Origin of the sequence: Acinetobacter sp. SM34, from assembly GCF_022012365.1 — a bacterium.
GTDB lineage: Bacteria > Pseudomonadota > Gammaproteobacteria > Pseudomonadales > Moraxellaceae > Acinetobacter.
This window is the reverse complement of sequence record NZ_JAKLTP010000006.1, coordinates 90,668-116,308: the sequence shown is the minus strand read 5'-3', so window position 1 is coordinate 116,308 and position 25,641 is coordinate 90,668. Positions and strand designations below refer to the sequence as shown.

The 25,641-nt window shown below is 41.5% G+C and carries 23 protein-coding genes; 15 read left to right on the top strand and 8 right to left on the bottom strand.

Annotation, left to right across the window (positions count from 1 at the left end; all coding sequences use genetic code 11):
- Positions 1-15: 15 nt before the first annotated feature.
- From ppsA to alr, 12 genes are all read left to right on the top strand, one after another.
- Positions 16-2,394: a phosphoenolpyruvate synthase gene (ppsA, locus tag LZZ98_RS07155; protein ID WP_237787242.1), complete on the top strand. Its 2,379-nt coding sequence runs from the start codon at positions 16-18 to the stop codon at positions 2,392-2,394.
- 88 nt (positions 2,395-2,482) lie between these two features.
- Entirely contained in the window at positions 2,483-3,253 is a 771-nt protein-coding gene (locus LZZ98_RS07150; protein WP_237787241.1) for an RDD family protein, read from the top strand.
- A 317-nt stretch (positions 3,254-3,570) separates the two neighbouring features.
- Positions 3,571-4,641 (top strand): ubiquinol oxidase subunit II, encoded by a 1,071-nt coding sequence (gene cyoA, locus LZZ98_RS07145; protein WP_237787240.1) that lies wholly within the window; start codon positions 3,571-3,573, stop codon positions 4,639-4,641.
- Between the two features lie 3 nt (positions 4,642-4,644).
- Positions 4,645-6,633, top strand: coding sequence for a cytochrome o ubiquinol oxidase subunit I (gene cyoB / locus LZZ98_RS07140; RefSeq protein WP_237787239.1), 1,989 nt, complete (start codon positions 4,645-4,647; stop codon positions 6,631-6,633).
- Between the two features lie 4 nt (positions 6,634-6,637).
- Positions 6,638-7,258, top strand: a complete 621-nt coding sequence (gene cyoC / locus LZZ98_RS07135; RefSeq protein WP_086175042.1) for a cytochrome o ubiquinol oxidase subunit III — start codon at positions 6,638-6,640, stop codon at positions 7,256-7,258.
- Positions 7,259-7,585 carry a cytochrome o ubiquinol oxidase subunit IV gene (locus tag LZZ98_RS07130; RefSeq protein ID WP_086175041.1) on the top strand — a complete coding sequence of 109 codons (327 nt, stop codon included), beginning with the start codon at positions 7,259-7,261 and terminating at the stop codon, positions 7,583-7,585.
- A 10-nt stretch (positions 7,586-7,595) separates the two neighbouring features.
- Complete coding sequence (cyoE, locus tag LZZ98_RS07125) at positions 7,596-8,474, top strand: heme o synthase (protein WP_086175040.1); 879 nt, start codon at positions 7,596-7,598, stop codon at positions 8,472-8,474.
- A gap of 310 nt (positions 8,475-8,784) precedes the next feature.
- Positions 8,785-9,171 (top strand): 30S ribosomal protein S6, encoded by a 387-nt coding sequence (gene rpsF / locus LZZ98_RS07120; protein ID WP_004648827.1) that lies wholly within the window; start codon positions 8,785-8,787, stop codon positions 9,169-9,171.
- Between the two features lie 11 nt (positions 9,172-9,182).
- Positions 9,183-9,410 (top strand): 30S ribosomal protein S18, encoded by a 228-nt coding sequence (gene rpsR / locus LZZ98_RS07115; RefSeq protein WP_004676982.1) that lies wholly within the window; start codon positions 9,183-9,185, stop codon positions 9,408-9,410.
- A gap of 9 nt (positions 9,411-9,419) precedes the next feature.
- The gene (gene rplI, locus LZZ98_RS07110; RefSeq protein ID WP_086175039.1) at positions 9,420-9,866 is read left to right on the top strand and encodes a 50S ribosomal protein L9; all 447 of its coding nucleotides are present in this window, start codon (positions 9,420-9,422) and stop codon (positions 9,864-9,866) included.
- Between the two features lie 257 nt (positions 9,867-10,123).
- A complete protein-coding gene (gene dnaB, locus LZZ98_RS07105; protein WP_086175038.1) occupies positions 10,124-11,569 on the top strand; it encodes a replicative DNA helicase in 1,446 nt (481 codons plus the stop codon).
- Between the two features lie 303 nt (positions 11,570-11,872).
- Positions 11,873-12,937 (top strand): alanine racemase, encoded by a 1,065-nt coding sequence (gene alr, locus LZZ98_RS07100; RefSeq protein WP_237787238.1) that lies wholly within the window; start codon positions 11,873-11,875, stop codon positions 12,935-12,937.
- Positions 12,938-13,000: 63 nt separating this feature from the next.
- Here the strand turns inward: alr and LZZ98_RS07095 are convergent, their stop codons facing one another.
- Genes LZZ98_RS07095 through LZZ98_RS07080 form a run of 4 tightly spaced genes read right to left on the bottom strand, consistent with a single transcriptional unit; the run spans position 13,001 to position 16,730 of the window.
- On the bottom strand, positions 13,001-13,741 hold the full coding sequence (locus LZZ98_RS07095) for a proteasome-type protease (protein WP_237787237.1): 741 nt from the start codon (positions 13,739-13,741) through the stop codon (positions 13,001-13,003).
- A gap of 26 nt (positions 13,742-13,767) precedes the next feature.
- On the bottom strand, positions 13,768-14,547 hold the full coding sequence (locus LZZ98_RS07090; RefSeq protein WP_237787236.1) for a transglutaminase family protein: 780 nt from the start codon (positions 14,545-14,547) through the stop codon (positions 13,768-13,770).
- On the bottom strand, positions 14,544-15,146 hold the full coding sequence (locus LZZ98_RS07085) for an alpha-E domain-containing protein (protein ID WP_237787235.1): 603 nt from the start codon (positions 15,144-15,146) through the stop codon (positions 14,544-14,546). The genes LZZ98_RS07090 and LZZ98_RS07085 overlap by 4 nt, the downstream gene beginning before the upstream one ends.
- Before the next feature lie 24 nt (positions 15,147-15,170).
- Entirely contained in the window at positions 15,171-16,730 is a 1,560-nt protein-coding gene (locus LZZ98_RS07080; protein WP_237787234.1) for a circularly permuted type 2 ATP-grasp protein, read from the bottom strand.
- Positions 16,731-17,112: 382 nt separating this feature from the next.
- Here LZZ98_RS07080 and LZZ98_RS07075 point away from each other — a divergent pair, with 382 nt between their 5' ends.
- Together LZZ98_RS07075 and LZZ98_RS07070 are read left to right on the top strand one after the other, a co-directional pair.
- The gene (locus LZZ98_RS07075; protein ID WP_237787233.1) at positions 17,113-18,114 is read left to right on the top strand and encodes a helix-turn-helix transcriptional regulator; all 1,002 of its coding nucleotides are present in this window, start codon (positions 17,113-17,115) and stop codon (positions 18,112-18,114) included.
- Positions 18,115-18,670: 556 nt separating this feature from the next.
- Positions 18,671-20,341 carry an FMN-binding glutamate synthase family protein gene (locus tag LZZ98_RS07070; protein WP_237787292.1) on the top strand — a complete coding sequence of 557 codons (1,671 nt, stop codon included), beginning with the start codon at positions 18,671-18,673 and terminating at the stop codon, positions 20,339-20,341.
- 86 nt (positions 20,342-20,427) lie between these two features.
- Here LZZ98_RS07070 and LZZ98_RS07065 read toward each other — a convergent pair whose 3' ends face one another.
- From LZZ98_RS07065 to LZZ98_RS07050, 4 genes are read right to left on the bottom strand one after another with little or no spacing between them, the layout of a single operon-like run.
- The gene (locus tag LZZ98_RS07065; protein ID WP_237787232.1) at positions 20,428-21,471 is read right to left on the bottom strand and encodes an alpha/beta hydrolase; all 1,044 of its coding nucleotides are present in this window, start codon (positions 21,469-21,471) and stop codon (positions 20,428-20,430) included.
- Positions 21,471-22,598: a YdcF family protein gene (locus tag LZZ98_RS07060; protein ID WP_237787231.1), complete on the bottom strand. Its 1,128-nt coding sequence runs from the start codon at positions 22,596-22,598 to the stop codon at positions 21,471-21,473. Before LZZ98_RS07060 ends, LZZ98_RS07065 begins: the two co-directional genes overlap by 1 nt.
- Before the next feature lie 7 nt (positions 22,599-22,605).
- Positions 22,606-23,640: a UDP-N-acetylmuramate dehydrogenase gene (murB, locus tag LZZ98_RS07055; protein WP_237787230.1), complete on the bottom strand. Its 1,035-nt coding sequence runs from the start codon at positions 23,638-23,640 to the stop codon at positions 22,606-22,608.
- Positions 23,641-23,652: 12 nt separating this feature from the next.
- The gene (locus LZZ98_RS07050) at positions 23,653-24,189 is read right to left on the bottom strand and encodes a low molecular weight protein-tyrosine-phosphatase (protein ID WP_237787229.1); all 537 of its coding nucleotides are present in this window, start codon (positions 24,187-24,189) and stop codon (positions 23,653-23,655) included.
- A gap of 116 nt (positions 24,190-24,305) precedes the next feature.
- On the opposite strand from LZZ98_RS07050, the gene LZZ98_RS07045 reads away from it, so the two are divergent.
- Entirely contained in the window at positions 24,306-25,466 is a 1,161-nt protein-coding gene (locus tag LZZ98_RS07045) for an iron-containing alcohol dehydrogenase (RefSeq protein ID WP_237787228.1), read from the top strand.
- The last annotated feature ends 175 nt before the right edge of the window (positions 25,467-25,641 follow it).

The following is a 25,641-nucleotide window of genomic DNA, read 5'->3' as shown; positions in this document are numbered from 1 at the left end:
AGTGGAGTAACAACTTTGGAAGCGCGCGTAATTGGTCTAGAAAAATTAGGGAAACACGACGTTGAACTCGTTGGTGGGAAAAACTCATCATTGGGTGAAATGATCAGCCATTTGTCTAATGCTGGTGTATCGGTACCGGGTGGTTTTGCAACCACAGCTGCTGCATATCGTGAATTTCTCGAGCAAAGCGGCCTAAACGCTAAAATCAACGCAGAGCTTGCAGCACTAAATGTTGATGACGTAATAGCTCTAGCAGAAACTGGCGCTAAAATCCGTCAATGGATTGTCGAAACTCCGCTTACGGCAGAACTTGAAAAAGAAGTTCGTGAATCTTTCGCAATTCTTTCAAACGGCAACCCCGACATCGCGGTTGCCGTTCGTTCATCTGCGACTGCAGAAGACTTACCGGATGCTTCTTTCGCCGGTCAGCAAGAAACTTTCCTGAACATCCGTGGCATTGACAACGTTCTTATTGCAATTAAAGAAGTATTTGCATCTCTTTATAACGACCGCGCAATTTCTTACCGTGTACACCAAAACTTTGCACATGACGTGGTTGCCCTTTCTGCTGGCGTACAACGTATGGTGCGCTCAGAAACTGGTGCTGCAGGTGTAATGTTCACTTTGGACACAGAATCTGGCTTCCGTGATGCAGTATTTATCACTGCGTCTTATGGCTTGGGTGAAATGGTTGTTCAAGGTGCTGTAAATCCTGACGAATTCTATATCTCTAAACCACTTCTTAAAAACGGCAAACATTCAATCCTGCGTCGTAACCTTGGTTCTAAACACCAAAAAATGATTTATGGTGAAGAAGGCGCTGCAGGTAAGTCTGTGGTTGTAGTCGACGTTGAAAAACAAGACCGTCAACAGTTTTCTTTAAATGATCATGAACTTCAAGAACTTGCAAAACAAGCCTTGATCATTGAAGAACATTACGGTGCGCCAATGGACATCGAATGGGCAAAAGATGGCGACGACCAACAGCTTTACATCGTTCAGGCACGTCCAGAAACAGTAAAAAGCCGTGAAAATGTCGGCACTATGGAACGCTACCTGTTGAAACAAAAAGGTACTGTGCTTTGTGAAGGCCGTTCAATCGGTCAACGTATCGGTTCTGGTAAAGTCCGCATCGTCACGTCAATCAAAGAAATGGACAAAGTACAAGACGGTGACGTGCTTGTATCTGACATGACTGACCCGGATTGGGAACCAGTAATGAAACGTGCTGCTGCCATTGTCACTAACCGTGGTGGTCGTACTTGTCACGCTGCCATCATTGCACGTGAACTCGGTGTACCAGCAATTGTCGGTTGTGGTAATGCAACTGAAGTATTAACTGATGGTCAAGAAGTGACTGTTTCTTGTGCTGAGGGTGATACAGGTTTCATCTACGAAGGCTCTTTAGATTTCGAAGTTCAACGCAACTCTATCGAATCTATGCCTGCGCTTCCATTTAAAGTCATGATGAACGTGGGTAACCCTGACCGTGCATTTGACTTTGCTCAAATTCCAAACGCAGGTATTGGTCTTGCACGTCTAGAATTCATCATCAACCGTATGATTGGTGTGCATCCTAAAGCATTATTGAACATTGACAGCCTGCCACGCGAAACTCGTGCTGCTGTAATGGCACGTACTGCAGGTTACTCTTCGCCAATCGAGTTCTATGTAGAAAAATTGGTAGAAGGTATTTCTACCCTTGCTGCTGCATTCGCTGACAAACCTGTGATCGTGCGTATGTCTGACTTTAAGTCAAATGAATATGCAAACTTGATCGGTGGTAAGTTATACGAACCAGAAGAAGAAAACCCAATGTTGGGCTTTCGTGGTGCAAGCCGCTACGTTTCTGACAACTTCCGTGACTGCTTCGAACTTGAATGCCGTGCGTTGAAAAAAGCACGTGACGAAATGGGCTTAACCAACATTCAAATCATGATTCCTTTCGTACGTACAGTTGCTGAAGCGAAACGTGTGATTGAATTATTGGCTCTAAACGGTCTTAAACGCGGTGAAAATGGTCTTAAAGTGATCATGATGTGCGAATTGCCAACCAATGCATTATTGGCTGAACAATTCCTTGAACACTTCGATGGTTTCTCTATCGGTTCTAACGACTTGACTCAGTTAACACTTGGTCTAGACCGTGACTCTGGTATTGTTTCTCATTTGTTTGATGAACGTGACCCAGCGGTTAAAGCGCTTCTTTCTATGGCAATCCATGCATGCCGTAAAGCAGGTAAATACGTAGGTATTTGTGGTCAAGGTCCTTCTGACCACCCTGACCTAGCTAAATGGTTGATGGAACAAGGTATTGAGTCTGTTTCTTTAAACCCGGACTCAGTTTTAGATACCTGGTTCTTCCTTGCTGAAGAAAAAGCTCAACAAGCGTAATAAAACATGTTAAAAAAGACCCATTCGTGGGTCTTTTTTTCATCTGCGATTTTTTATATTTTTAGATTTATTTTGAGAATTTAGTTTTATGCAAATTTACTTGGCGAGAAATAATCAACAAGCCGGTCCCTACACCCTGGAGCAACTGAACCAGATGCTCGCCAGTCAACAAGTACTGCTTACAGACTTGGCCTGGCATCAAGGTATGACCGAATGGAAGGCTTTAGGTGAATTAACCCAAGGTAAACTTGTATATGAACCTGAAGGATATACCTCACCTCTATCCTCTCCCGAACAAAGCCCTTTACAGAATTCAGCTATTCGTAAAATTCAGGTTGAAAAAAAAGCCACTGCCCAAAAAGAACTGGCTTCAATTACAACCCGCATATTGGCAAAAATTATCGATTTACTACTGTGGTTACCTGCAGCAGCAATTCCTTCATTTTTTTTAAAACCTGAACAATTTAACCAGCTCTCCGAGATTCAGCAAAAAATGCAAGAGGCTCAGAGCTCAACTCAAGCCGTTCAATTGCAACAGGAATTATTTGCCCTTATTCCCCCTGAAGCATGGCAAACCATGTTTGTTTACATCATCATTATGCTGGGTATACAGGCATTTATGCTGGCAAAATCAGGCCAAAGCATTGGTAAAAAGCTGACTAAAATTAAAATTGTCGATGCCGACAGTGGCGAAAAAGTCAGTCTGATGCGTGCTTTCACTTTACGCAGCTTTATCTTTATTGTTTTAAATTTGCTATTTATGCCGTTTATTACAATTATTGATCATGTTTTCGCAATCACTGAAAAGCGTCAAACTTTGCATGATAAATTAGCCAAAACCAAAGTGGTTAAACAATAACTATTTAATTAGACAGGGATTGTTTTTACATCCCTGTTTTTCCCCAGAATATTGATATTAAAATAAAATTCATATAATAAAAGTTCAATTCCGAGTAAAAAAATCAGTTTTTATAACAGATATTTAAAGCCATTTTACATATAGCTTAGTTGCTCGATATGAGGCATAATGCCCTACAACGTAGCGGTGTCTCATGATTGGGAAGGATTTTCTATGCTTGGGTTTTCTAAGCGAAAATAAACATTTCCAATCATGCGACACTTTAATCGCTATCCCATATTAAATTAGGGAATGGGACTCTTCACCGAGGTTGTAAAATGAGACAAACGATTTTAGCTGTATTGTCTTTATCTGCGATTGCTGCACTCTTGACTGGGTGTGGTGGTGATATGGTACTTCTAAACTCAAAAGGTCCAGTAGCAGAAGGTCAAAGTGGCCTAATGATGACTGCGATCTACTTAATGCTTTTGGTCGTAATTCCATCAGCAATTATGGCATTGTGGTTTGGTTGGAAATATCGCGCGTCAAATAAAGATGCAGACTATAAACCTACATGGGCACACTCTACTGCAATTGAGATTGTAGTTTGGGGTATTCCTGTCATTATTATTGGTATTTTAGCTTGGTTAACTTGGTGGGGCTCCCACAAGTATGACCCATACCGTCCGCTAGAATCAGATAAAGCCCCTTTAACTGTTCAGGTTATTGCTGAACAATTCAAATGGATCTTTATCTATCCAGAACAAGGCATTGCGACAGTTAACGAAATCCGCTTCCCGGAAAAAACTCCGGTCACCCTGCGTTTGACATCTAACTTCACAATGAACGCGTTCTTTATTCCTGCATTATCTGGTCAGATTTATGCAATGGCGGGTATGCAGACTCACTTGAATTTCTTGGCAAATGAAACTAGTCCAGCCGATGGCTACCGCGGTTTCTCTTCTGTCTATTCAGGTTATGGATTCTCGCAAATGCGTTTCCGTGCTCACTCTGTTACTGACGCTCAGTTCGCTGAATGGGTAGCTGCTGTTAAAGCCGGTAATGGCACTTCAGTAAACCCTAAAGCAATTCAAAAAACTGTTTTAGACCAGGCTGAATTAGCAAATTTACGTGACGGTAACCGTTCTAAGCACCAAATCGAAGCATTAGTTGCGAAAGCAAGTACTCCTGAAGAAAAAGCTGCTGCAGAAGCAATGAAGTCTTATCCGACTAAGCCACATCCAGTGACTTACTACTCTTCAGTAGAACCTAAATTGTTCGAATCTGTGATTAACAAATACATGAGTAATTACCACGGTGCTGATCACTCAGCAACTGCTGGTCATGAAGCTGCTGCTTCTGGAGCCCATGTAAATGTTGAACATGCGACTGCTTCTGTAGAGGAATAAGACATGAGCTTCTTAGGTAAGTTAGGTCCGGATGCAATTCCAACCGATCCAATCGTGCTGGTTACTGTTGCACTGATGGTTCTAGGCGGTATCGCAGCTGTTGCAGGTATCACCTATTTCAAAAAATGGAACTATTTGTGGACTGAATGGTTCACATCTGTAGACCATAAAAAAATTGGTATCATGTATATTTTGGTATCCATTGTCATGCTTGTGCGTGGCTTTGCCGATGCGATCATGATGCGTCTTCAACAGTTCCTTGCAAAAGGTGGCGGTGAAGGTTATTTACACCCGGAACATTACGATCAGATCTTTACTGCGCATGGCGTAATCATGATCTTCTTCGTGGCAATGGGTCTGGTAGTTGGTTTAATGAACATCTCTGTACCACTTCAAATTGGTGCACGTGACGTGGCATTCCCATTATTAAACTCTTTAAGTTTCTGGCTATTTGCCGGTGCTGCCGGTTTGATGATGGCTTCTCTTGCGATTGGTGAGTTCGCTGCAACAGGCTGGATGGCTTATCCTCCTCTTTCAGGTATCGAATATTCTCCTGGCGTAGGTGTAGACTACTACATTTGGGCACTCCAGGTTTCTGGTCTGGGTACGCTTTTAACGGGTGTTAACTTCTTTGTTACCATCATCAAAATGCGTGCGCCTGGCATGACTCTTATGGATATGCCTATTTTTACTTGGACAGCTTTAGTCACTGTTGTACTTATCATTGCTACATTCCCAGTATTAACTGCGACTCTTGCAATGTTGACACTTGACCGTTATTTCGGCTTCCACTTCTTTACAAATGACTTGGGTGGTAGCCCAATGTTGTATGTAAACTTGATTTGGACTTGGGGTCACCCAGAAGTATACATCTTGGTATTACCAGCTTTTGGTATTTACTCAGAAGTTACTGCCGTGTTCTGCCGTAAAGCATTGTTCGGTTACAAATCAATGGTGTACGCAACTGTAGCAATCGGTGTGTTATCACTTGTTGTTTGGGTTCACCACTTCTTTACTATGGGTGCAGGTGCCAACGTTAACGCGTTCTTTGGTATCATGACCATGATTATTGCGATCCCGACTGGTGTAAAAATCTTCTCTTGGCTGTTCACCATGTACAAGGGCCGCATTACCTATACAACCCCTATGCTGTGGACACTTGGCTTCCTTGTGACTTTCGGTATTGGTGGTTTAACAGGTGTATTGATGGCTGTTCCACCAGCGGACTTCCTGGTACACAACTCTTTATTCCTAATTGCTCACTTCCATAACGTAATTATCGGTGGTGTAGTATTCGCGATGTTCGCAGGTATCATTTTCTACTGGCCAAAAATGTTTGGCTGGAAGTTAAATGAAACTTGGGGTAAAGCTGCATTCTGGTTCTGGTTCATCGGTTTCTATTTTGCATTCATGCCACTTTATATCCTTGGTTTCATGGGTATGACTCGTCGTTTGAATACATTTGACAACCCTGAATGGGATCCATATGTAAATATCGCATTGTTTGGTGCAGTTCTGATTGCATTGGGTATTGCATGTTTCGTTATGCAAATCGTGGTAGGTTTCCTACAACGCGAAAAAGGTATAGATGTAACTGGCGATATCTGGGATGGCCGTACTTTAGAATGGTCTACTTCATCTCCAGCTCCGTTCTATAACTTTGCCTATCTTCCAAAGATCAATGGTATTGATACTTTCTGGACTGACAAAGAAAACGGTATTGCATACACTAAACCAACCAAATATGAAGACATTCATATGCCAACAAACCGTGCGGCTGGTTTCGTTATTGCAATGTTTATTACAGTAATGGGCTTCGCATTAATCTGGCACATCTGGTGGCTAGTAGTCGTTACTTTCGTATCAGCAATCATCAGCTTCATCGTGTCTTCTTTCACTAAGAAAGTGGATTACTATGTACCTGCTGCTGAAGTTGAACGTATCGAAAACGAACGTTATGCACAACTTGAAAAACACTTGAAGAAGGACTAAGACTATGGCTGAAGTACTTCATCACGATAACCACGGACACGATGAACATCATCATCACGATGATACTGACATCACGGTCTTTGGTTTCTGGTCTTACTTGATGAGTGACTTGATCCTATTCGGTACACTCTTCATCGCGTTTGCTGTATTAAGCAGTCACGTTCCAGTTGGTACTCCAAGTGCACGAGATCTTTTTGGTGAATCTCTCAGTTTCGTATTAACTGAAACATTCGCCCTCTTGATTTCGTCTGTAACGTTCGGCTTTGCTGTTCTTGCTGCCTACAAGAAAGACGTATCTAAAGTTCTGACTTGGCTTGCAATTACTTGGGTATTTGGTGCTTCGTTCATCGGCATGGAATTATATGAGTTTAATCATTTAGTTCATGCTGGTCATGGCCCTAGTACAAGTGCATTCTTATCTTCGTTCTTTACGTTGGTAGGTACACACGGTATTCACGTAACTTCAGGTTTGGTTTGGATGATCGTGTTAATGATTCAAATCAAGAAAAATGGTTTGACACTTCCAAACACACGTCGTCTTGCATGCTTAAGCTTGTTCTGGCACTTCCTTGACATCGTTTGGATCTGTGTATTCAGCGTAGTTTACTTGATGGGAGTTCTCTAAATGAGTCACGATCACAACTCTACTGGTGCAGCACACGGTAACGTTAAACAGTATACAGTCGGTTTTATCCTCTCTATTGTCCTTACCATTATTCCTTTTGGAATGGTAATGGCAGGTGGTTTTGACCGCGGTATTCTGATTACCGTGATTGCAATTACTGCCGTTGCTCAGATTCTTGTACAGTTAATTTATTTCCTGCACATGAATTCTTCTTCAGAGCAACGTTGGAACGTGATTGCATTCGTTTATACGATTCTGACCATTGCCATCCTTTTGGTTGGTTCTGTATGGATCATGAACTACCTTCACTACAACATGATGATCTAAACTGGTTGTCATGCTGAAAAAGTATTTATTCCTGACTAAGCCAGGAATTCTCTTTGGTAACTTCGTTACCACTTTGGGTGGCTACTTTGTAGCTGCCCAAGGTTCTGTAGATTTCCTTCTTCTGCTCCTTACTCTCTTAGGCACACTCTTCGTTGTTGCTTCTGGATGCGTGGTCAATAATGTTATTGATCAAGACATCGACCAAAAAATGCAGCGCACGCAAAATCGTGCGATGGTTAAAAAATCCATTTCAGAACCTGTTGCTTATGCCTATGCATTGGTACTTGGGCTTATTGGTTTTAGCATTTTATGGTTTTGGGTAAATGCATACGCTTTCCTATTCGCAGTCCTTGGTTTTGTCGTATACGTTGGCTTTTACAGCTTATGGACAAAACGAACGACTATTCATCAAACAATCGTTGGTAGTATTTCTGGTGCAGCACCGCCTGTTATCGGTTATACCGCTGTCGCTCAACATTTTGATTTGGGTGCCTTACTGGTTTTCATCGGTTATGCACTTTGGCAAATGCCTCATTCATGGGCCATTGCTGTTTATCGTTTTGACGATTACAAAAATGCAGGTGTTCCGATTCTTCCTGTAGCGCGTTCAATCTTACGCACTAAAATTGAATCGTTGATTTATGTTGTTTTATTTACCATCACCATGAATGCCTTATTTGTATATGGTTATGCAAATTGGCTTTATTTAGTGATATTAAATGCTTTATGTATTTACTGGTTATATATTGGTGTAATTGGATTTAAAGCTGAAAATGACCAACTTTGGGCTAAACGCTTTTTCCTCTATTCAGTGATTTTAATTACAGTAATCAGTATCTGTTTTAGTTTCACAGCGACTGCACCGGCAACACAAATCGTATTTTTTTAAAAGATAGAGTTACACTCTATCTTTTAATGAGATATTTCATATTCGCTTCTAACTTCCCTCTTTGCTATTTTTAATTTCTGTTTTTCACTTACAAACTTTAAGTAAGCGTATTACTCATAAAGCTTGTGAAAAGCAAAATTTAGTATCTACCTTTTTCAGTATTTTTCCGTTTTCCTGTGCTTAAACCTTGTATTTAGCAAGCAAAAGCTCTAAAATTCACGCTTCGCAAATTTATGCGACACAACCTTGGTTGTGACTCCTTGCTTCAATTTAGTTAAATTGAGGCTGTTTAAACCGTAAGGAGCTGACAATGCGTCACTACGAAATCGTACTTTTGGTACATCCAGACCAAAGCGATCAAGTTGTGGGTATGGTAGAACGTTACCTAACTCACATCAAAGAAGCTGAAGGTCAAATTCACCGTTTAGAAGATTGGGGCCGTCGTCAATTGGCTTACCCAATTAATAAAATTCACAAAGCTCACTACATTTTAATGAACGTTGAATGTGGTCAAACTACGCTTAATGAATTAGAAGAATTGTTCCGTTATAACGACGCAATCCTTCGTAATGTTATTATTCGTCGTGAACATGCAATTACTGAAGAGTCATTGCTTGCTAAAAGTGCTGAAGAAAAACGTGCGCGTAAAGCACAACGTGAAGAAGCACAACAATCTCAAGACTCTGCTGAAGCATAAGGAGAACATAAATGGCACGTTTTTACCGTCGTCGCAAGTTCTGCCGCTTTACAGCTGAGAAAGTTGCGTACATCGACTACAAAGATATCGATACTTTAAAACAGTACATCACTGAAAACGGCAAGATTGTTCCTAGCCGTATTACAGGTACTAAAGCTCGTTACCAACGTCAATTGGCGCTTGCTATTAAACAAGCTCGCTACTTAGCGTTGATCCCTTACACTGACAATCATAAGTGAGGTTGAGCTGTGGATATTATCTTATTACAACGCATTAAAAACCTTGGTAAATTAGGCGATAAAGTATCAGTTAAAGCTGGTTACGGCCGTAACTTCCTTATCCCTCAAGGTAAAGCAGTTGCAGCTACTGAAGCTAACACTGCTGCTTTTGAAGCTCGTCGTGCTGAACTTGAGAAAGCTGAAGCTGACGTTTTAGCTGCTGCTCAAGCACGTGCTGACCAATTGAACGAAGTTAACATCGTAATCACTGCTAAAGCTGGTGACGAAGGTAAACTATTCGGTTCTATCGGTACTCGTGACATCGCAGACGCTTTAACTAATGCTGGTCTTGAAGTTGACCGTGCAGAAGTTCGTTTACCAAACGGTGCGCTTCGTAACACTGGTGAATTCAACATCGCAATCCAATTGCATCATGATGTTGTTGCTGAAGTTCTCGTTACTATCGTATCTGAGTAATTTCTTGCAAGAAAAAGAGCATGCTTTTGCATGCTCTTTTTTTATCTCTGAAAATAGTCAAAATAGTTGAATCACGTTGTTTAGCGCTTGTTTACTTCACTTATTTTGACTATTTTTAAACACTTCAATAAATGAAATTTTCGATTCGCATTTTTTTTAAGAGCGCGTATCATCTGCTTATACGAAGAGAATACCTTTTTTCTCTTTGTCACTTTTTCTAAATTACTCATTTATTGCATTTAAAATTAGGGTTTTATATGTCACAGGCGAATGCCAACGCTATGCTTAACTCAGCTAAAGTCGATAATAAAGCAAGCGAGTCGGGCCAACTCAAAGAGTTTCGTACCCCTCCGCATAACTTGGCGATTGAACAGGCCGTTCTTGCCGCACTTATGACGGTAGCCGAATCTTTTGAGCAAGTCGGTGATGTATTAAGTGAAAATGATTTCTATGCTACACGGCATAAATATATTTTCCGTGCCATTGAAAAATTAGCCCAAGAAAATTCACCTTATGACGCGGTCCTAGTCAATGATTGGCTAATCAAACAGAATCTTCTAGAGGCCGTAGGCGGTGAAGAATATTTAATGCAATTGATGGCAGATTCCCCTTCCAGCTTTTATAACCTGGAAACCTATGCCAATAAAATTAAAGAATTTTCAACTTTACGCAGCATGATTAAAGTCAGCTCTGAAATTCTACAAAACGCCTATGACACCAAAGGCCGCAGTGTCAGTGAAATTTTAGACTTGGCTGAAACCAATATTTTTTCGATTGCCGAACAGCATAATAATAATGCCAAAGCTCAAGGCCCAAAACCGATCAATGCTGTAGTCGCCGATGTTTTTGACAAGTTAAATGAACTTTCGCAAATGGAAGGCAATATTACCGGTTTAACTTCAGGCTTTCTGGAACTGGATAATAAAACTTCAGGCATGCAAGCGGGTGATTTGATCATTGTTGCGGCCCGTCCATCTATGGGTAAAACCACCTTCGCCATGAACCTGGTCGAAAGTGTGCTGTTTAATTGCGATTTGCCAGCTTTGGTTTTTTCCATGGAGATGCCCGCAGATTCCATTGCCATGCGTTTAATTTCTGCTTACGGTAAAGTGCATCAGGGCCATTTGCGTGCCGGTAAACTGGATGGCGATGAATGGTCTAAAGTCACAGGCACCATTTTACAACTACAGGAAAAAAATCTCTACATTGATGATTCTTCTGCCCTGCCTCCGACAGAATTACGTGCACGTGCACGTCGTATTGCCAAAATGCATGGTGGTAAAATTGGCTGTATCATGGTCGATTACTTACAATTGATGAAAGTGCCAGGTATGGGTGATAACCGTGTGGGCGAGATCTCAGAAATTTCACGAAGCTTAAAAGCACTGGCTAAAGAAATGATGTGCCCTGTCATTGCATTATCTCAGCTCAACCGTTCACTGGAAAACAGACCCAATAAACGTCCTGTGATGTCCGATCTTCGTGAATCAGGTGCAATCGAGCAGGATGCTGACTTAATTATGTTTATTTACCGTGATGAAGTTTATAACAAAGAATCCAAAGAAGCAGGCACAGCGGAAATTATTATCGGTAAACAACGTAACGGTCCAATTGGTACTGTTCGTCTGGCATTTGAAGGTCAATATACGCGTTTTAGCAACCTGTCACCCGAGTTTTATTCTCAATATAATGATGAAGAATAAGACATAAAAAAACGGGGGTGATGACCTCGTTTTTTTAAATTTATTTTTCTTGTGCTATTGCTTTAATTCATCACTGCTGCATATTGCATAAATTTTTTCTGTTTAATATTTGGTGAAAAATACACTTTAACTTAGTGTTTATTTTCAGCCAGAGGACTACAATATCCCTCTCCATTTTGCTTAAGTTCCTCATTTTCAATACTGAGATCACAAGCATATCTATAATATTCTTACGTAGCTTATAAGCGATTTGATCCAACGAATTGCTGTAATGTTTCATTGTAATCCCAAGGAGTAACTAGGGTGCGCCAAGCAACAGTTTATATTGATAGAGAAGCCCTTCAATATAATTTAAACCGTGTCAAACAACTTGCACCAACAACTCAAATTGTAAGTATGGTTAAAGCTAATGCTTATGGACATGGAGTCAAAGACTGTTTAGCAGCCTTAGGTGATACGGATGCCTTTGGTGTCGCCTGCCTTGAAGAAGCTTTAGAAATTCGCGAACTTGGCTATCAACAACCGATTACGCTCATTGAAGGCATTTTCTCTGAAGATGAAATGCAGGTTGTGGTGGAGAACAATATTGAATGTGTGATCCATCATCAGCAGCAACTGGACTGGTTACTTACACACAAAGCACGCTACATTGGCAAAAACTTAAAAGTTTGGGTCAAGCTCAACAGCGGCATGAACCGTCTGGGTTTCAAAGTACCCGAAATTATTGAAGTGATTAACTCACTTAAAGCTGAAGGTTTTACTTGTGTACTGGCAATGCACTTTGCCAATGCCGATGCAGACCACCCTCTCAATGAACAGCAAAAATCACAATTTCTACAAGTAAAACAAGCCTGTGCGCCAGTGATGGGCTCTTGCTGTAATTCGGCTGCCATTTATAAATGGCCTGAATTGAATTTTGATTTTGTGCGTCCAGGAATCATGCTCTATGGTGCATCTCCGTTTGCGGATAAATCAGTCCATGATTTAGACCTCAAACCAGTCATGACCTTTAGTGCTGAAATTATTGCCCTAAACCACATTCAAGCTGGTGAACATGTTGGTTATGGTTCAACTTTTACCGCAGACAAAGAAATGGACCTCGCCATCGTTTCCATTGGCTATGGAGATGGCTACCCCCGCGCCTTCCCAAAACAGAACTATGTATCTATTAACGGTCAAGCCGCTCGCGTGATTGGCCGCGTTGCCATGGACATGATTGCGATCGATGTGACCGGTATAAATGCACCACTTGGTACTGAAGTTGAACTTTGGGGTAAAGACCGTTTGGTGGATGATGTTGCCGAAGCCAATGGCACCATTGGCTATGAGCTGCTATGTCGTTTAAGCCCGCGTCCTATAAGAAAATAACACTTTAAACTCAATAAAAAACCCAAGTTCATACTTGGGTTTTTTCATTCTTATAATAGCTTATTAAGCTAAATAATCATCAGTCGGGATAGGTAACTCTTGCAGGCCACGGCGCAAAGTATCTGACCATTGTTTACTGAGTTTCCAAAAATAGGGATCTTCTTCATAAATTCGTTTGCCATTTGGGATATGCAAAGTGTCTTTTTTATACACCACCATATCGAGTGGCATACCCACAGAAACATTGGAACGCAAGGTAGAATCAAAAGAAATTAAACTGCAACGTACCGCTTCATCTAAAGGCATTTGATAAATTAAGGCCCGATCAAGTATTGGCTTGCCATATTTACTTTCACCAATCTGGAAATAAGGCGTATCTTCTGTTGCACAAATAAAATTGCCTTGCGGGTAAATATTGTACAGCTGCATATCTGAACCTTGAATCTGCCCGCCCAACAAAATACTACAATAATAATTACTTTGTTCATGCATATGCGAGTCTTCTGTGACATCAGCAATGACTTTTTTTAGTGTATGCCCCACCAGTTCCGCCATTTCAAACATGGTGTTCACACTGTACAAGTTCGGTTCTTGTTTAAGTTCCAGATGATTATTTAAATGTCCAATCACAGCCTGGGTTGTGGCTAAATTTCCTGATGTCTGTATCGTGAGAAATCTTTCGCCCTCTACACCAAAGATATAGAGCTTGCGAAATACTGAGATGTGATCGACCCCGGCATTGGTACGGGTATCGCTCACAAAGACTAGACCATCTTCTAATCGTAGCGCACAGCAATAAGTCATGAGAACTCCTTATGACTTTTAAGTTTTCAGCAAGCGAGCACTTGAACGATAGAGTTCATGGATTCAACACCACCGCGCTCTCGTATGCCTCGCACTGGTGCAACATCCCAGTAATCACGACCTACAGCTACATAAATGTGCGCATTCGGCGTAAATAACTGGTTGCTGGTATCAAAACAATACCACGAATTTTCAAAAAAAACCTCTGCCCAAGCGTGACTGGAAAGATGAGATGTCTGGGGTACAAATAAGTAACCCGAGACATATCGCGCCGGCAAGCCTAGATATTTACACATGGCAATAAAGACATGGCTATGATCCTGACATACCCCCTGTCGGCATTGAAAAGCATCTAGAGCTGAAGTTTGTACCGAAGTTCGGTCAGGTGTATAGGGAATATAATTCAAGATGGCTTCAGACAGCACAATCAAGTTAGCCCGATTAATGCGAGGAACATAGCAATCTGCAAAACTTTTCATCTCCGCATTGCATAATGTGCTTGCCGTAGGCTGCAAAAATAATTGCGGATTGAGGTTTGTACCAATTCCGAACTGCGTATCAGGGTTGATCTCGACGATGCCCTGCGCCATGATGGTCAGTTGGCTGTAGGGCTGGCGCTGCGAACTGGTAATCCAGAGATTGTTAAAGGCATCATATTTTATTTCTTTTTGCCCCGGCACGCTGACATCCCAGCAATGTACCTGCTGATGGGCATTGCTGGTCGGTGTCATTTTAATGTACTGGATACTGTTGCAGGCCTGATCACTATACTGATAATGCGTTTGGTGATTGATCATCAACTTCATACATCCACCTCAAATAGATTTTGAATATGGTCACTAAAGTGATAAAAATTCATATTATCCGGGTTTAATTTAAGTTGCTGCCACGCGCTATCCAACCGATCCCAGCCAATCTGGGCTAATAGATCGACAATTTTATTCAGGTTGTTCAAGGTTACAGTCTGATCCTGTTTCAGACGAATTTGCCGGTCAAGCTGCTCAATATTTTGTCCCAAACTAAAAAACAGAAACACCTCTTCCGATTCAGCTTCTATCACCTCATGGCAATCTCCCGCCACATCACAAATATAAGTCGCATTGGCATTGGCATTCTTAATCAGCTGATTCAGTTCTGCATAGGCTTTTGCCGAAAGAATGCCACGCAAATCCTGGATATTATCTTTAGCATATTGAAATTGTTGACTGAACGATGAAGGCTGTTCAGCATCCAGAAATAACGAATTGAGTGAGCTTGCATCAAAAGCGGGCAAGCAAAAGCCATGAGCATATTGCAATGCATCCTGATTATCCAGAAACGGAAACTGGCCACATGCATATTGAATCCGTGTTAAATACCGACCTAACCAAAAAATGTGCTGAGCATTACTATTTAATAAAATCATAATTTCCTTCCCATGGTTAGATGTCTATGAATGCAGGTTATCGACAACCCATGTGTCTTTAACTCCACCACCTTGTGAAGAATTCACTACCAGTGACCCTGCCTGCATGGCCACCCGTGTCAAACCGCCCGAAACAATTTCGGTTCGGTAAGGCGAACTGAGAACAAAAGGCCGCAAATCGATATGACGCTCTGCCACTCCAAAATCGGTCAAAGTCGGGCAAACCGATAAATCCAGCGTCGGCTGTGCAATATACAAATGCGGTACAGCAATAATTTTGTCTCTGAAAGACTCAATCTGGCTGTTTGAAGCCTGAGGGCCAATCAACATGCCATAACCGCCTGAACCTTGAGCTTCTTTCACCACCAATTGTTCTAAATTGGATAAAACATAGTCTAGATCTTCAGTTTCCCGGCATTGATACGTAGGCACATTTTTTAAGATAGCCTGCTCGCCCAAATAAAAATGAATCATTTTATCGACATAAGGATAAATCGATTTGTCATCTGCCACTCCAGTACCCGGTGCATTGGCAATCACCACATTGTGATTGAGATAGGCCGACATTAAACCTGGTACACCCAAGGTGCTATCGGGCAAAAAGCATAGAGGATCGAGATATGCATCATCGACCCGTCGATAAATTACATCAACCTTCTGTCTGCCACGAATCGTTTTGACATAAACCTTATCGTTCTCTACAAAAAGGTCACGCGATGTCACTAAAGGCACATCCATTTCCCTTGCCAGGAAGGAATGTTCATAATATGCACTGTTATAGCGTCCCGGCGTTAGCACCACGATAAAAGGATTATCGACATAAGCATTTTCAGCCAGGATTTCTTTGAGTAGCTGAGGATATTGCTCAATACCCAGAACATTATTTTGCTGAAAAAGCTGTGGCATGAGTTCTTGGCTAATTTTGCGGCATTCCAGCATATAAGACACACCGGATGGCGTTCTTAAATTATCTTCCAGCACATAAAATTCACCGTGGCGGTCACGAATAATATCAATCCCGCTAATTTGGCTGTATATTTTCCCTTTTAAGTCATGCTGATACATATGAGGCAGATAGGCTTCATGAGTAAGCACTTGTAATTCCGGTACCACATTGGCTTTCAAAATGTCTTGTTGATGGTAAATATCGTGTAAAAATAAATTCAGTGCCCGTACCCTTTGTGCACAACCAAGCGATACCTTGTTCCATTGCTTTTTTTCAATCACCCGTGGAATTAAATCATAGGGAATGGTTCGCTCAATCCCTTCAGACTCGCCATATACAGTAAAAGTAATCCCTTCATATAAAAAATGATCTTTGGCTGCCTGATTCAGCGACTTCAACTCTTCCAGCGTATGTTGTGATAGCCAGTGTTCTATTTTTTGGCAGGTTTCACCGGACATGCTTTGATCGTCAACCAATTCATTAAAAAAATGTGATTTAAACTGTTGAAATAAGGTATTAAATTTAGCGTTTGGTTTTAATTGTGTTGCTAAAGACACATTGCTTTTTGCCCCTGCTTCATGATGGGCAAACGTCTCCAGTGACGGAATCGAATTTGTATCTTGATTTTCTTTAAGCATACAAACCTCGTAATTTTCTCTATTGTCAATAGAGTTAAGCAACAAACATGCCAGCTATCGTTTAAGTTATTTATCCACTTGCGTTTTAGGGTCTGTTGGTAATTCTTCTATGTTTGCGACTACGCGTATTTTTTTAAGCGATACGAGGCGTAAACTGAAAAATTTAGTTATTCTAAATGCGTAGTTCACAACGACGTAGCGTCAAAAATATCCTAGTCCCCAGCTGTGCCTTGCGCTGCAAACAAAGCCGTGCTTTGTTCTTGCTCATATCAAAACATGCAAGCTTTCAGGCGCAAATGCCTGCGAAAAAAAATTCAGTTTTTTTATTGTGTTCATCATTTAATGGATATATAAACACTCTACTGGTTCTTTAATTTTAGTTATGTCTTCACAAGAAAAAGAAACGTCAAATAGCCTGTATCGTCAGTGGCAAATTTTATCTCGTCTTTCTACCGGGAAATGGATGGGCACGCGTGAATTGCAGGAAATTTTGCAACGTGAAGGGATTGATATCAGCCTGCGTACCATTCAACGTGATTTAAATCAGATATCGTTACGTTTTCCGATTGAAAGCAGTAAAACCGTGCCTCAGGGCTGGCGCTGGCGCTCAGATGCGCCTATTCAAAGTTTGCCGCATATGACCAGCTCGCAGGCCGTTACCTTTATGATGGTCGAAGAACATCTAAAACACCTGTTACCGCCTAGCCTGATTGAAGAGATGAACCCCTGGTTTGATCTGGCACGCCGCAGCTTGTCGACCCAAAACAATGTACGCCAATGGATTAACCGCGTGCGCATTGTTCCAGCGACTCAACCATTGATTCCGCCTGTGGTCGATAAACTGGCGCAGCAGTCTATTTATGAAGGTTTGTTGCAAGACAAACAGCTTGAATGCGTTTATCAGGGACGCAGCCATTCGGGAGAAGAAAAAACTTATATTTTAAATCCGCTGGCATTGGTACAAAAAGGTGCAATTATTTATTTAATCTGTACCCGTCATGATAAAACCGACATTCAAACCTTTGCCCTGCACCGTTTCAAATCGGCTATCGTATTGAATTCACGCGCGATGCACCCGGTTAACTTTGATATTGATGCCTATATTGAATCCGGTGCCTTAGGCTTTAGAGTCGACTATAACAAGCCGACTGAAAATGTAGCGTTAAAACTGATCATGACAGAAGAAGATGCACATTATTTTGATGAAAGCCAGCTCAGTACAGACCAGGTCATAAACAAACTGGATCATGGCTTAGCACAAGTCACTGCAACTGTGCCCTTCACTTCACAGTTGGTATGGTGGTTAAGAAGTTTTGGCAATAAAATTCAGCATATTGAACCCGTTGAAGTTTCCAATGCTGTGCATCAAATTGCTAATAAATAAGATTAGTGAAATAAAAATACTTCTAACAAGAATCAATTAAATAAAAAAAGTCCCAATGATTGGGACTATAGGATATTTCTGTTTGGATCTATTTTTATTGTCGTACTGTGGGCTTCAAGAACATCAAGCTTTATTTTCTCACCCCGATACAAAGCTTGATGGCGTCTTATTTCATTTGTGGAGTAGCAAATATTGTGCTTTAGCACGCCAAATCTCCCGTGTTATATCGAATTGATTTCATCGTCATATGCATTACCTCTGTTGCTAACGTAAAACCAATGTAGTCCATAATCTCTGCTTTGTGAAAGCATAAGATCAGAAGCGTTAAGCTGATTTTTTATTAAGCATTTATTCTGGATTTTTATTTCACTGTGTTTATATACCGTTCATCTGTAGTGTTCAGTCCAACTTTCATTAAATTCAAGAATGCCTGTACTCAACCTTAACAGCTGAGATTTCCCATTACTTATTCCTTAGGTTTTACAAATCAGAACTTGTACAGTGTATATAAAATAGGCAGATTCATGTTATGCAGAATTCGATGGAAAACATGAAAATGCCAGTTCCAGCCCAAGCCGTCAGACATAGACTTTTAAATACTTTTTTCTCACGATACTCAGTCTGGTTTAGCTGTATTTTTATTACCTTAACCATTAGCTGGTTTCGAATTATCTATGAGCCTCAATCTATTCATTATTTTCTTTCAGATCCCTTTCTGAATTCTTTATGGCTGATCTCAGGAATCCTGACGCTTGTTGGCGTATATGATATCTTGCAAAATCAACATTCAATCCTGAAAAATTATCCCATCATTGGACATTTCCGCTTTATTTTTGAAGAGTTTCGTCCTGAAATCCGGCAATATTTTATTGAAGACGATCAGGATGCCCTGCCATTTTCACGGATGCAACGCAGTCTGGTTTATCAACGTGCAAAGAATAAAAATGCCGATAAACCTTTTGGTTCACTTATCAATGTCTACCAGCAAGATTACCGTTTTATTACCCATTCCATTACGCCATGCAAGCCTGCCGATCCTGAAAGCTTCCGTATTCAAATCGGCAATCATCAGTGTCGGCAACCCTATAGTGCCTCCATTATGAATATCTCTGCCCTGAGTTTTGGCAGCCTGAGTGCCAACGCCATTCGAGCATTGAATCTGGGGGCGAAAATGGGCAATTTTTACCATGATACCGGTGAAGGCAGTATCAGTCCTTATCATCTGGAAAATGGCGGAGATATCGTCTGGGAACTGGGTAGTGCCTACTTTGGCTGCCGTAGCCTGGAGGGTCAGTTTGATCCAGAAAAATTTACCAGACAAGCCCGATTACCGCAAATCAAAATGATTGAAATCAAGCTGTCTCAGGGGGCAAAACCGGGTCATGGCGGAATTTTGCCTAAAAGTAAAATTTCAGAAGAAATTGCCCAGATACGTGGAGTCAGCCGGGAGCATGATTGTGTTTCTCCGGCCCAGCATTCTACATTTAGTACCCCCATTGAAATGATGCATTTCATCCAGCAACTGCGTGAACTGTCTGGCGGTAAACCGGTGGGCTTTAAACTCTGTATTGGTCAGCCCTGGCAATTTATGAGTATTGTGAAAGCCATGCTTGAAACTCAAATTGTGCCGGACTTTATTGTAGTAGATGGCTCTGAAGGTGGTAGTGGTGCTGCCCCGATTGAATTGATTGACCACGTGGGTACACCTTTACGAGAAGGTTTACTGTTTGTTCATAACACCTTGGTCGGTGCAGGTTTAAGAGATCAAATCAAGATAGGAGCAAGCGGCAAAATTATCAGTGCTTTTGATATTTCCAGCACCATGGCGATTGGCGCAGACTGGGTGAATTCGGCACGTGGCTTTATGTTTGCCGTAGGTTGTATTCAGGCGCAAAGTTGTCATACCAACCAATGCCCGGTAGGTGTTACCACTCAGGACCAGGAACGGCAAAAAGCCCTGCATGTTCCCAGCAAGGCAGTGCGTGTTTTGAATTTTCAAAAAAATACCCTGCGTGCCTTATCCGAAATGATTGCAGTCGCAGGCTTAAAACATCCAGCGGATATCAAGCCACATCATTTAGCCCAGCGCATTAATGACCGGGAAATCAAGAACTATGCCCAGTTACACTTCTGGCTAAAAGAAGGTGAATTACTCAACTGCAAAGCTGAAGATACCGAAAACTTCTATTATCGGATCTGGAATTTAGCCCATGCAGATAGATTTTAATCATGGCTCAAATTCACAGTGAAACTCATTAAAAAAATAAACAAAGAAGCCATATGAGCCTCTTTTATGTAGTAATGCAAAGAAAATCAATAATAACCAGACGAGCTTTGAGCATGTAAAAAAGCAGGAATCAAACCGGTTAAGGCGGCACGAATATCAGCACGTTCATTAATCAACTGATGTGAACCTTCTTCCAGCATCAATAAGGTCTGCAAGCGGAACTTGCGACGAATAAACTCAATGTTATAACGCCAGTCTACAGTCTGATCCTGTGCACCTTGTGCCAGCCAGACTGGAATGCGGCAAGCAGGACGTGCTTCCATTTCCTGCATCCATTTCGACATGGCTAAAATCCAGTCCATCCCCATCATACGCGGCTGTAATGGATCTTTTAAACGGACAAAACGCAGAAATTCCGGGTTGTGGTTATTGCGTCTAAAATGCCGTGGTACCTGACGTTTAATGCGTCGGATAATACCCAGACCGACCGAATTATGCCACCATGCCGACTTGGCTGGTCGAAGCAGTGGTGAAAGCAATAACACACGGTCCACATACGGATTTTCACGACGCTGGGCAAATTCCAGCAAATGATGCATCCAGATGGCACCACCGGTACTCTGCCCAATGCCCAACCAGGGTTTGGGTAATTGATCCGCATTTTTAATGTAGTGATAAACAGCGTGTAAGACCTGCTGATAATGGTCAAAATTCTTGATATTTGCCGGCGAACCATCACTCAGGCCATGACCAGGCAAATCATAGGTAATGACGCTAAAACCCTGTTCCAGCAATTCGCGAATAATTGGCTGGTAAATTCCGCTATGTTCCAGATAGCCGTGCAGTAAAAATACCGTGCCGCGTATTTTCGGCAAGGCAATTTTTTCCAAATTCGGCTGAAATACCTGTACATGCAGTTTAAACAAAGGCATTTGCACATAGCCTTGCCAATGTTCACAATCTAGTAAATGCAAACCATATAATTTACGGTAAGCCTGTATCTCTACGGAAGGTTGATACGTTTTATTCAGATTTAAAGCTTCAAGTAATTGCGGTGTGGTTTCACGACTTGGAACGGGTAAATCCAACTGTTTTAAAATCGTCGGATTTAAAAATGGGATATCGGGCATTAAGGTACCTCTCGGCAATCACTGGAACCAAACCAGACATCGCGAATCGTGGCTAGCATTTCATAATTGGCACGGCGACTATGATCATAATTTCGTTCACTTGGACGCCAGTTTGTCAGACGTGTAGGCATTGGTGCCTCTACAGGTACAGTTTCAATACCATTTAATGCAAATAAACGACGGGTACGCGGCATATGATAACGGTCGGTAATTAGAATCACTCGTGGTGCTCCACCCTTTTTTTGCAGTAACAATGAGCTAAACCGCGAATTTTCACAGGTATTCATGCTGCGGTCTTCCAGCAATTTGGCATCCACATCATGTTCTTTCAACCAGCGCTGCATATATGGGGCTTCCACGCCGCTGAGTACAATCGGAAGTTGATATTGTTTTTCTGTGGCCAAAGTCGTCTCCAAACGTAGACGGGTGTAATCATTTACCACGATATCTTTGCCATTTTTATCCAGTGTCAGTCCACCTCCTAATACCACAATGGCATAAGGTTTTGAACTTTGCAGCTGAGGTTGTTCATTCTGTTCGTGAATTAATGCAATATCTTGATAAATGGTTTCATCAACAGGTTCTTGAGCGACTTGTTCCTGTTCAATTTTATGCGTGCGAAGAAATTCTACGTATTTCTCCATCAATGCTTTATTTTCCGTACTGTTCAAGTCTAATAAATCTTTCACCGCTTGAGCGGGATCTTCTGACTCAGCTGCTTCAGATGCGGGTTTTGCAATGAGTGGAATCTGTGGTTTTTCCTGATCATCATTTTCTTGCTGTTGCTCATCCTCAATCATTTGCTGCAAGGCTTTATAGCGTGCCTGAATCACTGTCAGATCCTGAGAGTTATGGCTTTGAATCGCCTCTTCCATCAACTTTAAATACGCTTGACGGGCAATCCATAACTTGGAGCCTGGCTCCAAACTGTCATGCTCGCTTAATGCAGCCATTTGCTGGCTTTTCGCAGCCACCTGATTGACCTCAACAGGAACAAAACTATTCAGGGCTTTCACCACCCATCCTGAATAAAATGGCGAATAAATCAAAACCATGAAACAGCCAAACAATACAAATAGCACTGAAGCTGTTTGTACCAGTCGAACCATCCAATGTGATTTCGCCATCTTTCTCTTATTCCATGTGTGAACGAATTAAACCGCTTTCATCAAACAGTACCGGTTCAGGTTCTAACAAAATATCAAATTTTTGCTGCACATCATGTTGTACAGCATGGTAAGTGGCTTGAACATCCAACAGATTAGCCTGATCATAATTCACCAGTACCAAGGCCTGCTTATGAAACATGCCGACCACACCCAATTTCTTGCCCTTCCAGCCCGATTGATCAATCAACCAACCTGCTGCAATTTTAACGCCACCTTTAGCCTGAGGATAATGGGGCAAATTCGGAAATATTTGTGCTAAATGGTCAAATAATTGTTCCGAAATGATCGGATTTTTAAAGAAACTTCCCACATTTGGATATTCTTTGGGATCTGGCAGCTTAGTTTGACGTATTTGAATCACTTGCTTTTGCAGGTTTTCAGCAGTTTGTTCATCGCCTACAGCTTGCTTGAGATCGCCATAATTCAACATTAGATTCGCATGCTTAAGTAACCTAAAAGTCACATGAGTAATCACAAAGCGCTTTGGATCGTCTTTAAAAATACTATGCCGATAGGAAAAATCACAATCTTGAGCCAGGATGGTGTTGAACTGTTCTATCTGGCGGTCATAAACCTCAACCGACTCAATAAACTCGCCCGCTTCCACACCATAGGCACCAATATTCTGTACCGGAGATGCCCCCACCAGGCCAGGAATCAGCGCCAGATTTTGCAGGCCATATAAATGATTCTCTGTCGTCCATAACACGAAGTCATGCCAGACTTGTCCAGCGCCAACACGAATGGTTTTGCTGTAATCATCTTCAGCAATATCTTCAATGCCCTGAATATCCATATGGATGACTAACGCGTGAATTTTTTCCGGCAATAGCATGTTGCTGCCACCCGACAAAATCAAAACATTTAGCTGTTGTTGCTGAGCATAATTTAAGGCATCCACCAATTCAGCTGTGGACTGAACCTTGACATAATGTGATGCTGTTGCATCAAGACTTAAGGTATTAAAAGGCTTAAGTTGAATTTGTGTTTGAATATTCATGTGCTTAAACCTTTATTTCACATCTATCTGTTGTTTAAACTGTTGTTGAAATTGCTGTTTAAAAACACTGATCCACGCCAAACTGCTCGATTCACACTGATTTAATACACGCTCAAAACCCTCCTCCCCACCATAGTAGGGATCCGGCAAAGCCTGTTTCAAATAAGTTTGATCGTATTCACTCATCAATGCAATTTTTGCCCGAATTTGGCTGCCACCGTATTCTGCCTGTGCTTGTGTTAAAAGTACTTGAATATTGAACAAATTTTCATGATCCATCGCCAGAATCAAATCAAAATCAATGAAATCTTGAATGATTAACTGACGCGCACGCAAAGTTGACAAATCATAGCCGCGCTTTAAGGCATACTTCTGGCTACGCAAATCCGGTGCTTTTCCGGGATGGTAATTACTGGTACCGGCTGAGTCGATCACAATATTAAGTTGCTGTTTATCACAATAATGTCTAAGAACCACTTCTGCCGTGGGAGAGCGACAAATATTTCCTAAACATACACATAACACCTTATAGGGCGTTTGGGATGACATAACAACCTCGATAACCGCTTTATTTTCAGGTGTCTTATGTTAAGTTATTTACAGGATGAATCCTATAGAACACTAAAACAATAATCTTGAATTTGATATAAAAAAGGATGCAATAGATGAGCCATTTTCAATTTCAGACCGTCTCGAATATTATTTCAGGGCTCGGCTCGATCTATGAGTTAAAGCAACTGCTTCAACAACACGCTTATAAAAAACTGTTGCTGGTCACCGATGCAGGCATGATTCAACAGCAACTGCATTTGCCGATTATTGAAATTTTGCACAGCATTCGACTGCCCTATGCGATTTATTCAAACGTTCAGGCTGACCCGCCTGAACACATTGTGTTAGATGCTGTTCAATTTGCCAAGAATGAAAAAGTGGACATTGTTTTAGGTTTCGGTGGCGGAAGTTCCCTAGATGTCGCCAAAGTGATTGCTGTTCTGGTGCATCCTGAGCAGCAGCAAACGTTAAAAGATTTATACGGTATCAATAATGCTAAAAATCCACGATTACCGTTATTTTTAGTTCCAACCACGGCAGGTACAGGTTCCGAAGTCACTCCCATTTCTATTGTCACCACTGGCGAAACCACCAAAACTGGCATTGTCTCGCCAGTTTTATTTGCTGATGTCGCCATTTTGGATGCAAGCTTTACTCAAAACTTGCCTGCCCATATTACGGCTGCAACCGGCATCGATGCGATGGTACATGCCATTGAGGCCTACACATCCAAAATCAAAAAAAATCCTTATGCCGATATGTTGGCCAAACAGGCTTTAAGATTACTCAATAAAAACCTAAGTCTGGTTCTGGCAGATGGCAGTAATTTAGAAGCACGGCAGAATATGCTGGTAGGTTCCATGCTGGCCGGCCAGGCCTTTGCCAATGCACCAGTCGCAGCTGTCCATGCTCTAGCTTATCCCTTAGGTGGACATTTCCATATTTCACATGGCCATAGCAATGCCCTGGTGTTGACTGAAGTTTTAAAATTCAATGCGCCGAATGCAAAGCAGCTCTATGCTGAACTGATGTGCTGGCTAGATCCCAAAAGTACTGGCAGTACCGATGGTTTGTGTGATTTATTTATTGATCATATGCAAAATCATTTAGATAAAAGTGGTTTGGTTTTAAAACTCCAAGCACTGAATATTCCTGAAAATATGCTTGAGCAATTGGCAAATGATGCGATGTTACAAACCCGTCTTTTACAAAATAATCCGCGTGAATTGTCTCAGCAGGATGCACAACAGATCTATCAGGCTATTTATGGATAAGGATTCAATCTTTTATTGACACTAAGGCTGACCTGTTTTTGTAGTGTCATCTCAAAGTCAGATTCAAAATCAAAAAACTAAGGGTATTATTCTTGCGATGAATATCCTTAGTTTTAACCCAGTTGCATTGATTTATTTTTCGCAGTACAACTAAATGCTCATACCCCCAAACAAT

Coding starts and splice junctions, on each gene's coding strand:
- LZZ98_RS07050 (WP_237787229.1), bottom strand. CDS start 24,189: ATGTCATCCCAAACGCCCTATAAGGTGTTATGTGTATGTTTAGGAAAT.
- cyoA (WP_237787240.1), top strand. CDS start 3,571: ATGAGACAAACGATTTTAGCTGTATTGTCTTTATCTGCGATTGCTGCA.
- LZZ98_RS07085 (WP_237787235.1), bottom strand. CDS start 15,146: ATGATTTTATTAAATAGTAATGCTCAGCACATTTTTTGGTTAGGTCGG.
- murB (WP_237787230.1), bottom strand. CDS start 23,640: ATGAATATTCAAACACAAATTCAACTTAAGCCTTTTAATACCTTAAGT.
- LZZ98_RS07080 (WP_237787234.1), bottom strand. CDS start 16,730: ATGCTTAAAGAAAATCAAGATACAAATTCGATTCCGTCACTGGAGACG.
- LZZ98_RS07150 (WP_237787241.1), top strand. CDS start 2,483: ATGCAAATTTACTTGGCGAGAAATAATCAACAAGCCGGTCCCTACACC.
- rpsR (WP_004676982.1), top strand. CDS start 9,183: ATGGCACGTTTTTACCGTCGTCGCAAGTTCTGCCGCTTTACAGCTGAG.
- LZZ98_RS07095 (WP_237787237.1), bottom strand. CDS start 13,741: ATGACTTATTGCTGTGCGCTACGATTAGAAGATGGTCTAGTCTTTGTG.
- LZZ98_RS07130 (WP_086175041.1), top strand. CDS start 7,259: ATGAGTCACGATCACAACTCTACTGGTGCAGCACACGGTAACGTTAAA.
- cyoE (WP_086175040.1), top strand. CDS start 7,596: ATGCTGAAAAAGTATTTATTCCTGACTAAGCCAGGAATTCTCTTTGGT.
- dnaB (WP_086175038.1), top strand. CDS start 10,124: ATGTCACAGGCGAATGCCAACGCTATGCTTAACTCAGCTAAAGTCGAT.
- LZZ98_RS07045 (WP_237787228.1), top strand. CDS start 24,306: ATGAGCCATTTTCAATTTCAGACCGTCTCGAATATTATTTCAGGGCTC.
- rpsF (WP_004648827.1), top strand. CDS start 8,785: ATGCGTCACTACGAAATCGTACTTTTGGTACATCCAGACCAAAGCGAT.
- LZZ98_RS07075 (WP_237787233.1), top strand. CDS start 17,113: ATGTCTTCACAAGAAAAAGAAACGTCAAATAGCCTGTATCGTCAGTGG.
- cyoC (WP_086175042.1), top strand. CDS start 6,638: ATGGCTGAAGTACTTCATCACGATAACCACGGACACGATGAACATCAT.
- LZZ98_RS07090 (WP_237787236.1), bottom strand. CDS start 14,547: ATGAAGTTGATGATCAATCACCAAACGCATTATCAGTATAGTGATCAG.
- cyoB (WP_237787239.1), top strand. CDS start 4,645: ATGAGCTTCTTAGGTAAGTTAGGTCCGGATGCAATTCCAACCGATCCA.
- LZZ98_RS07065 (WP_237787232.1), bottom strand. CDS start 21,471: ATGCCCGATATCCCATTTTTAAATCCGACGATTTTAAAACAGTTGGAT.
- LZZ98_RS07070 (WP_237787292.1), top strand. CDS start 18,671: ATGCCAGTTCCAGCCCAAGCCGTCAGACATAGACTTTTAAATACTTTT.
- LZZ98_RS07060 (WP_237787231.1), bottom strand. CDS start 22,598: ATGGCGAAATCACATTGGATGGTTCGACTGGTACAAACAGCTTCAGTG.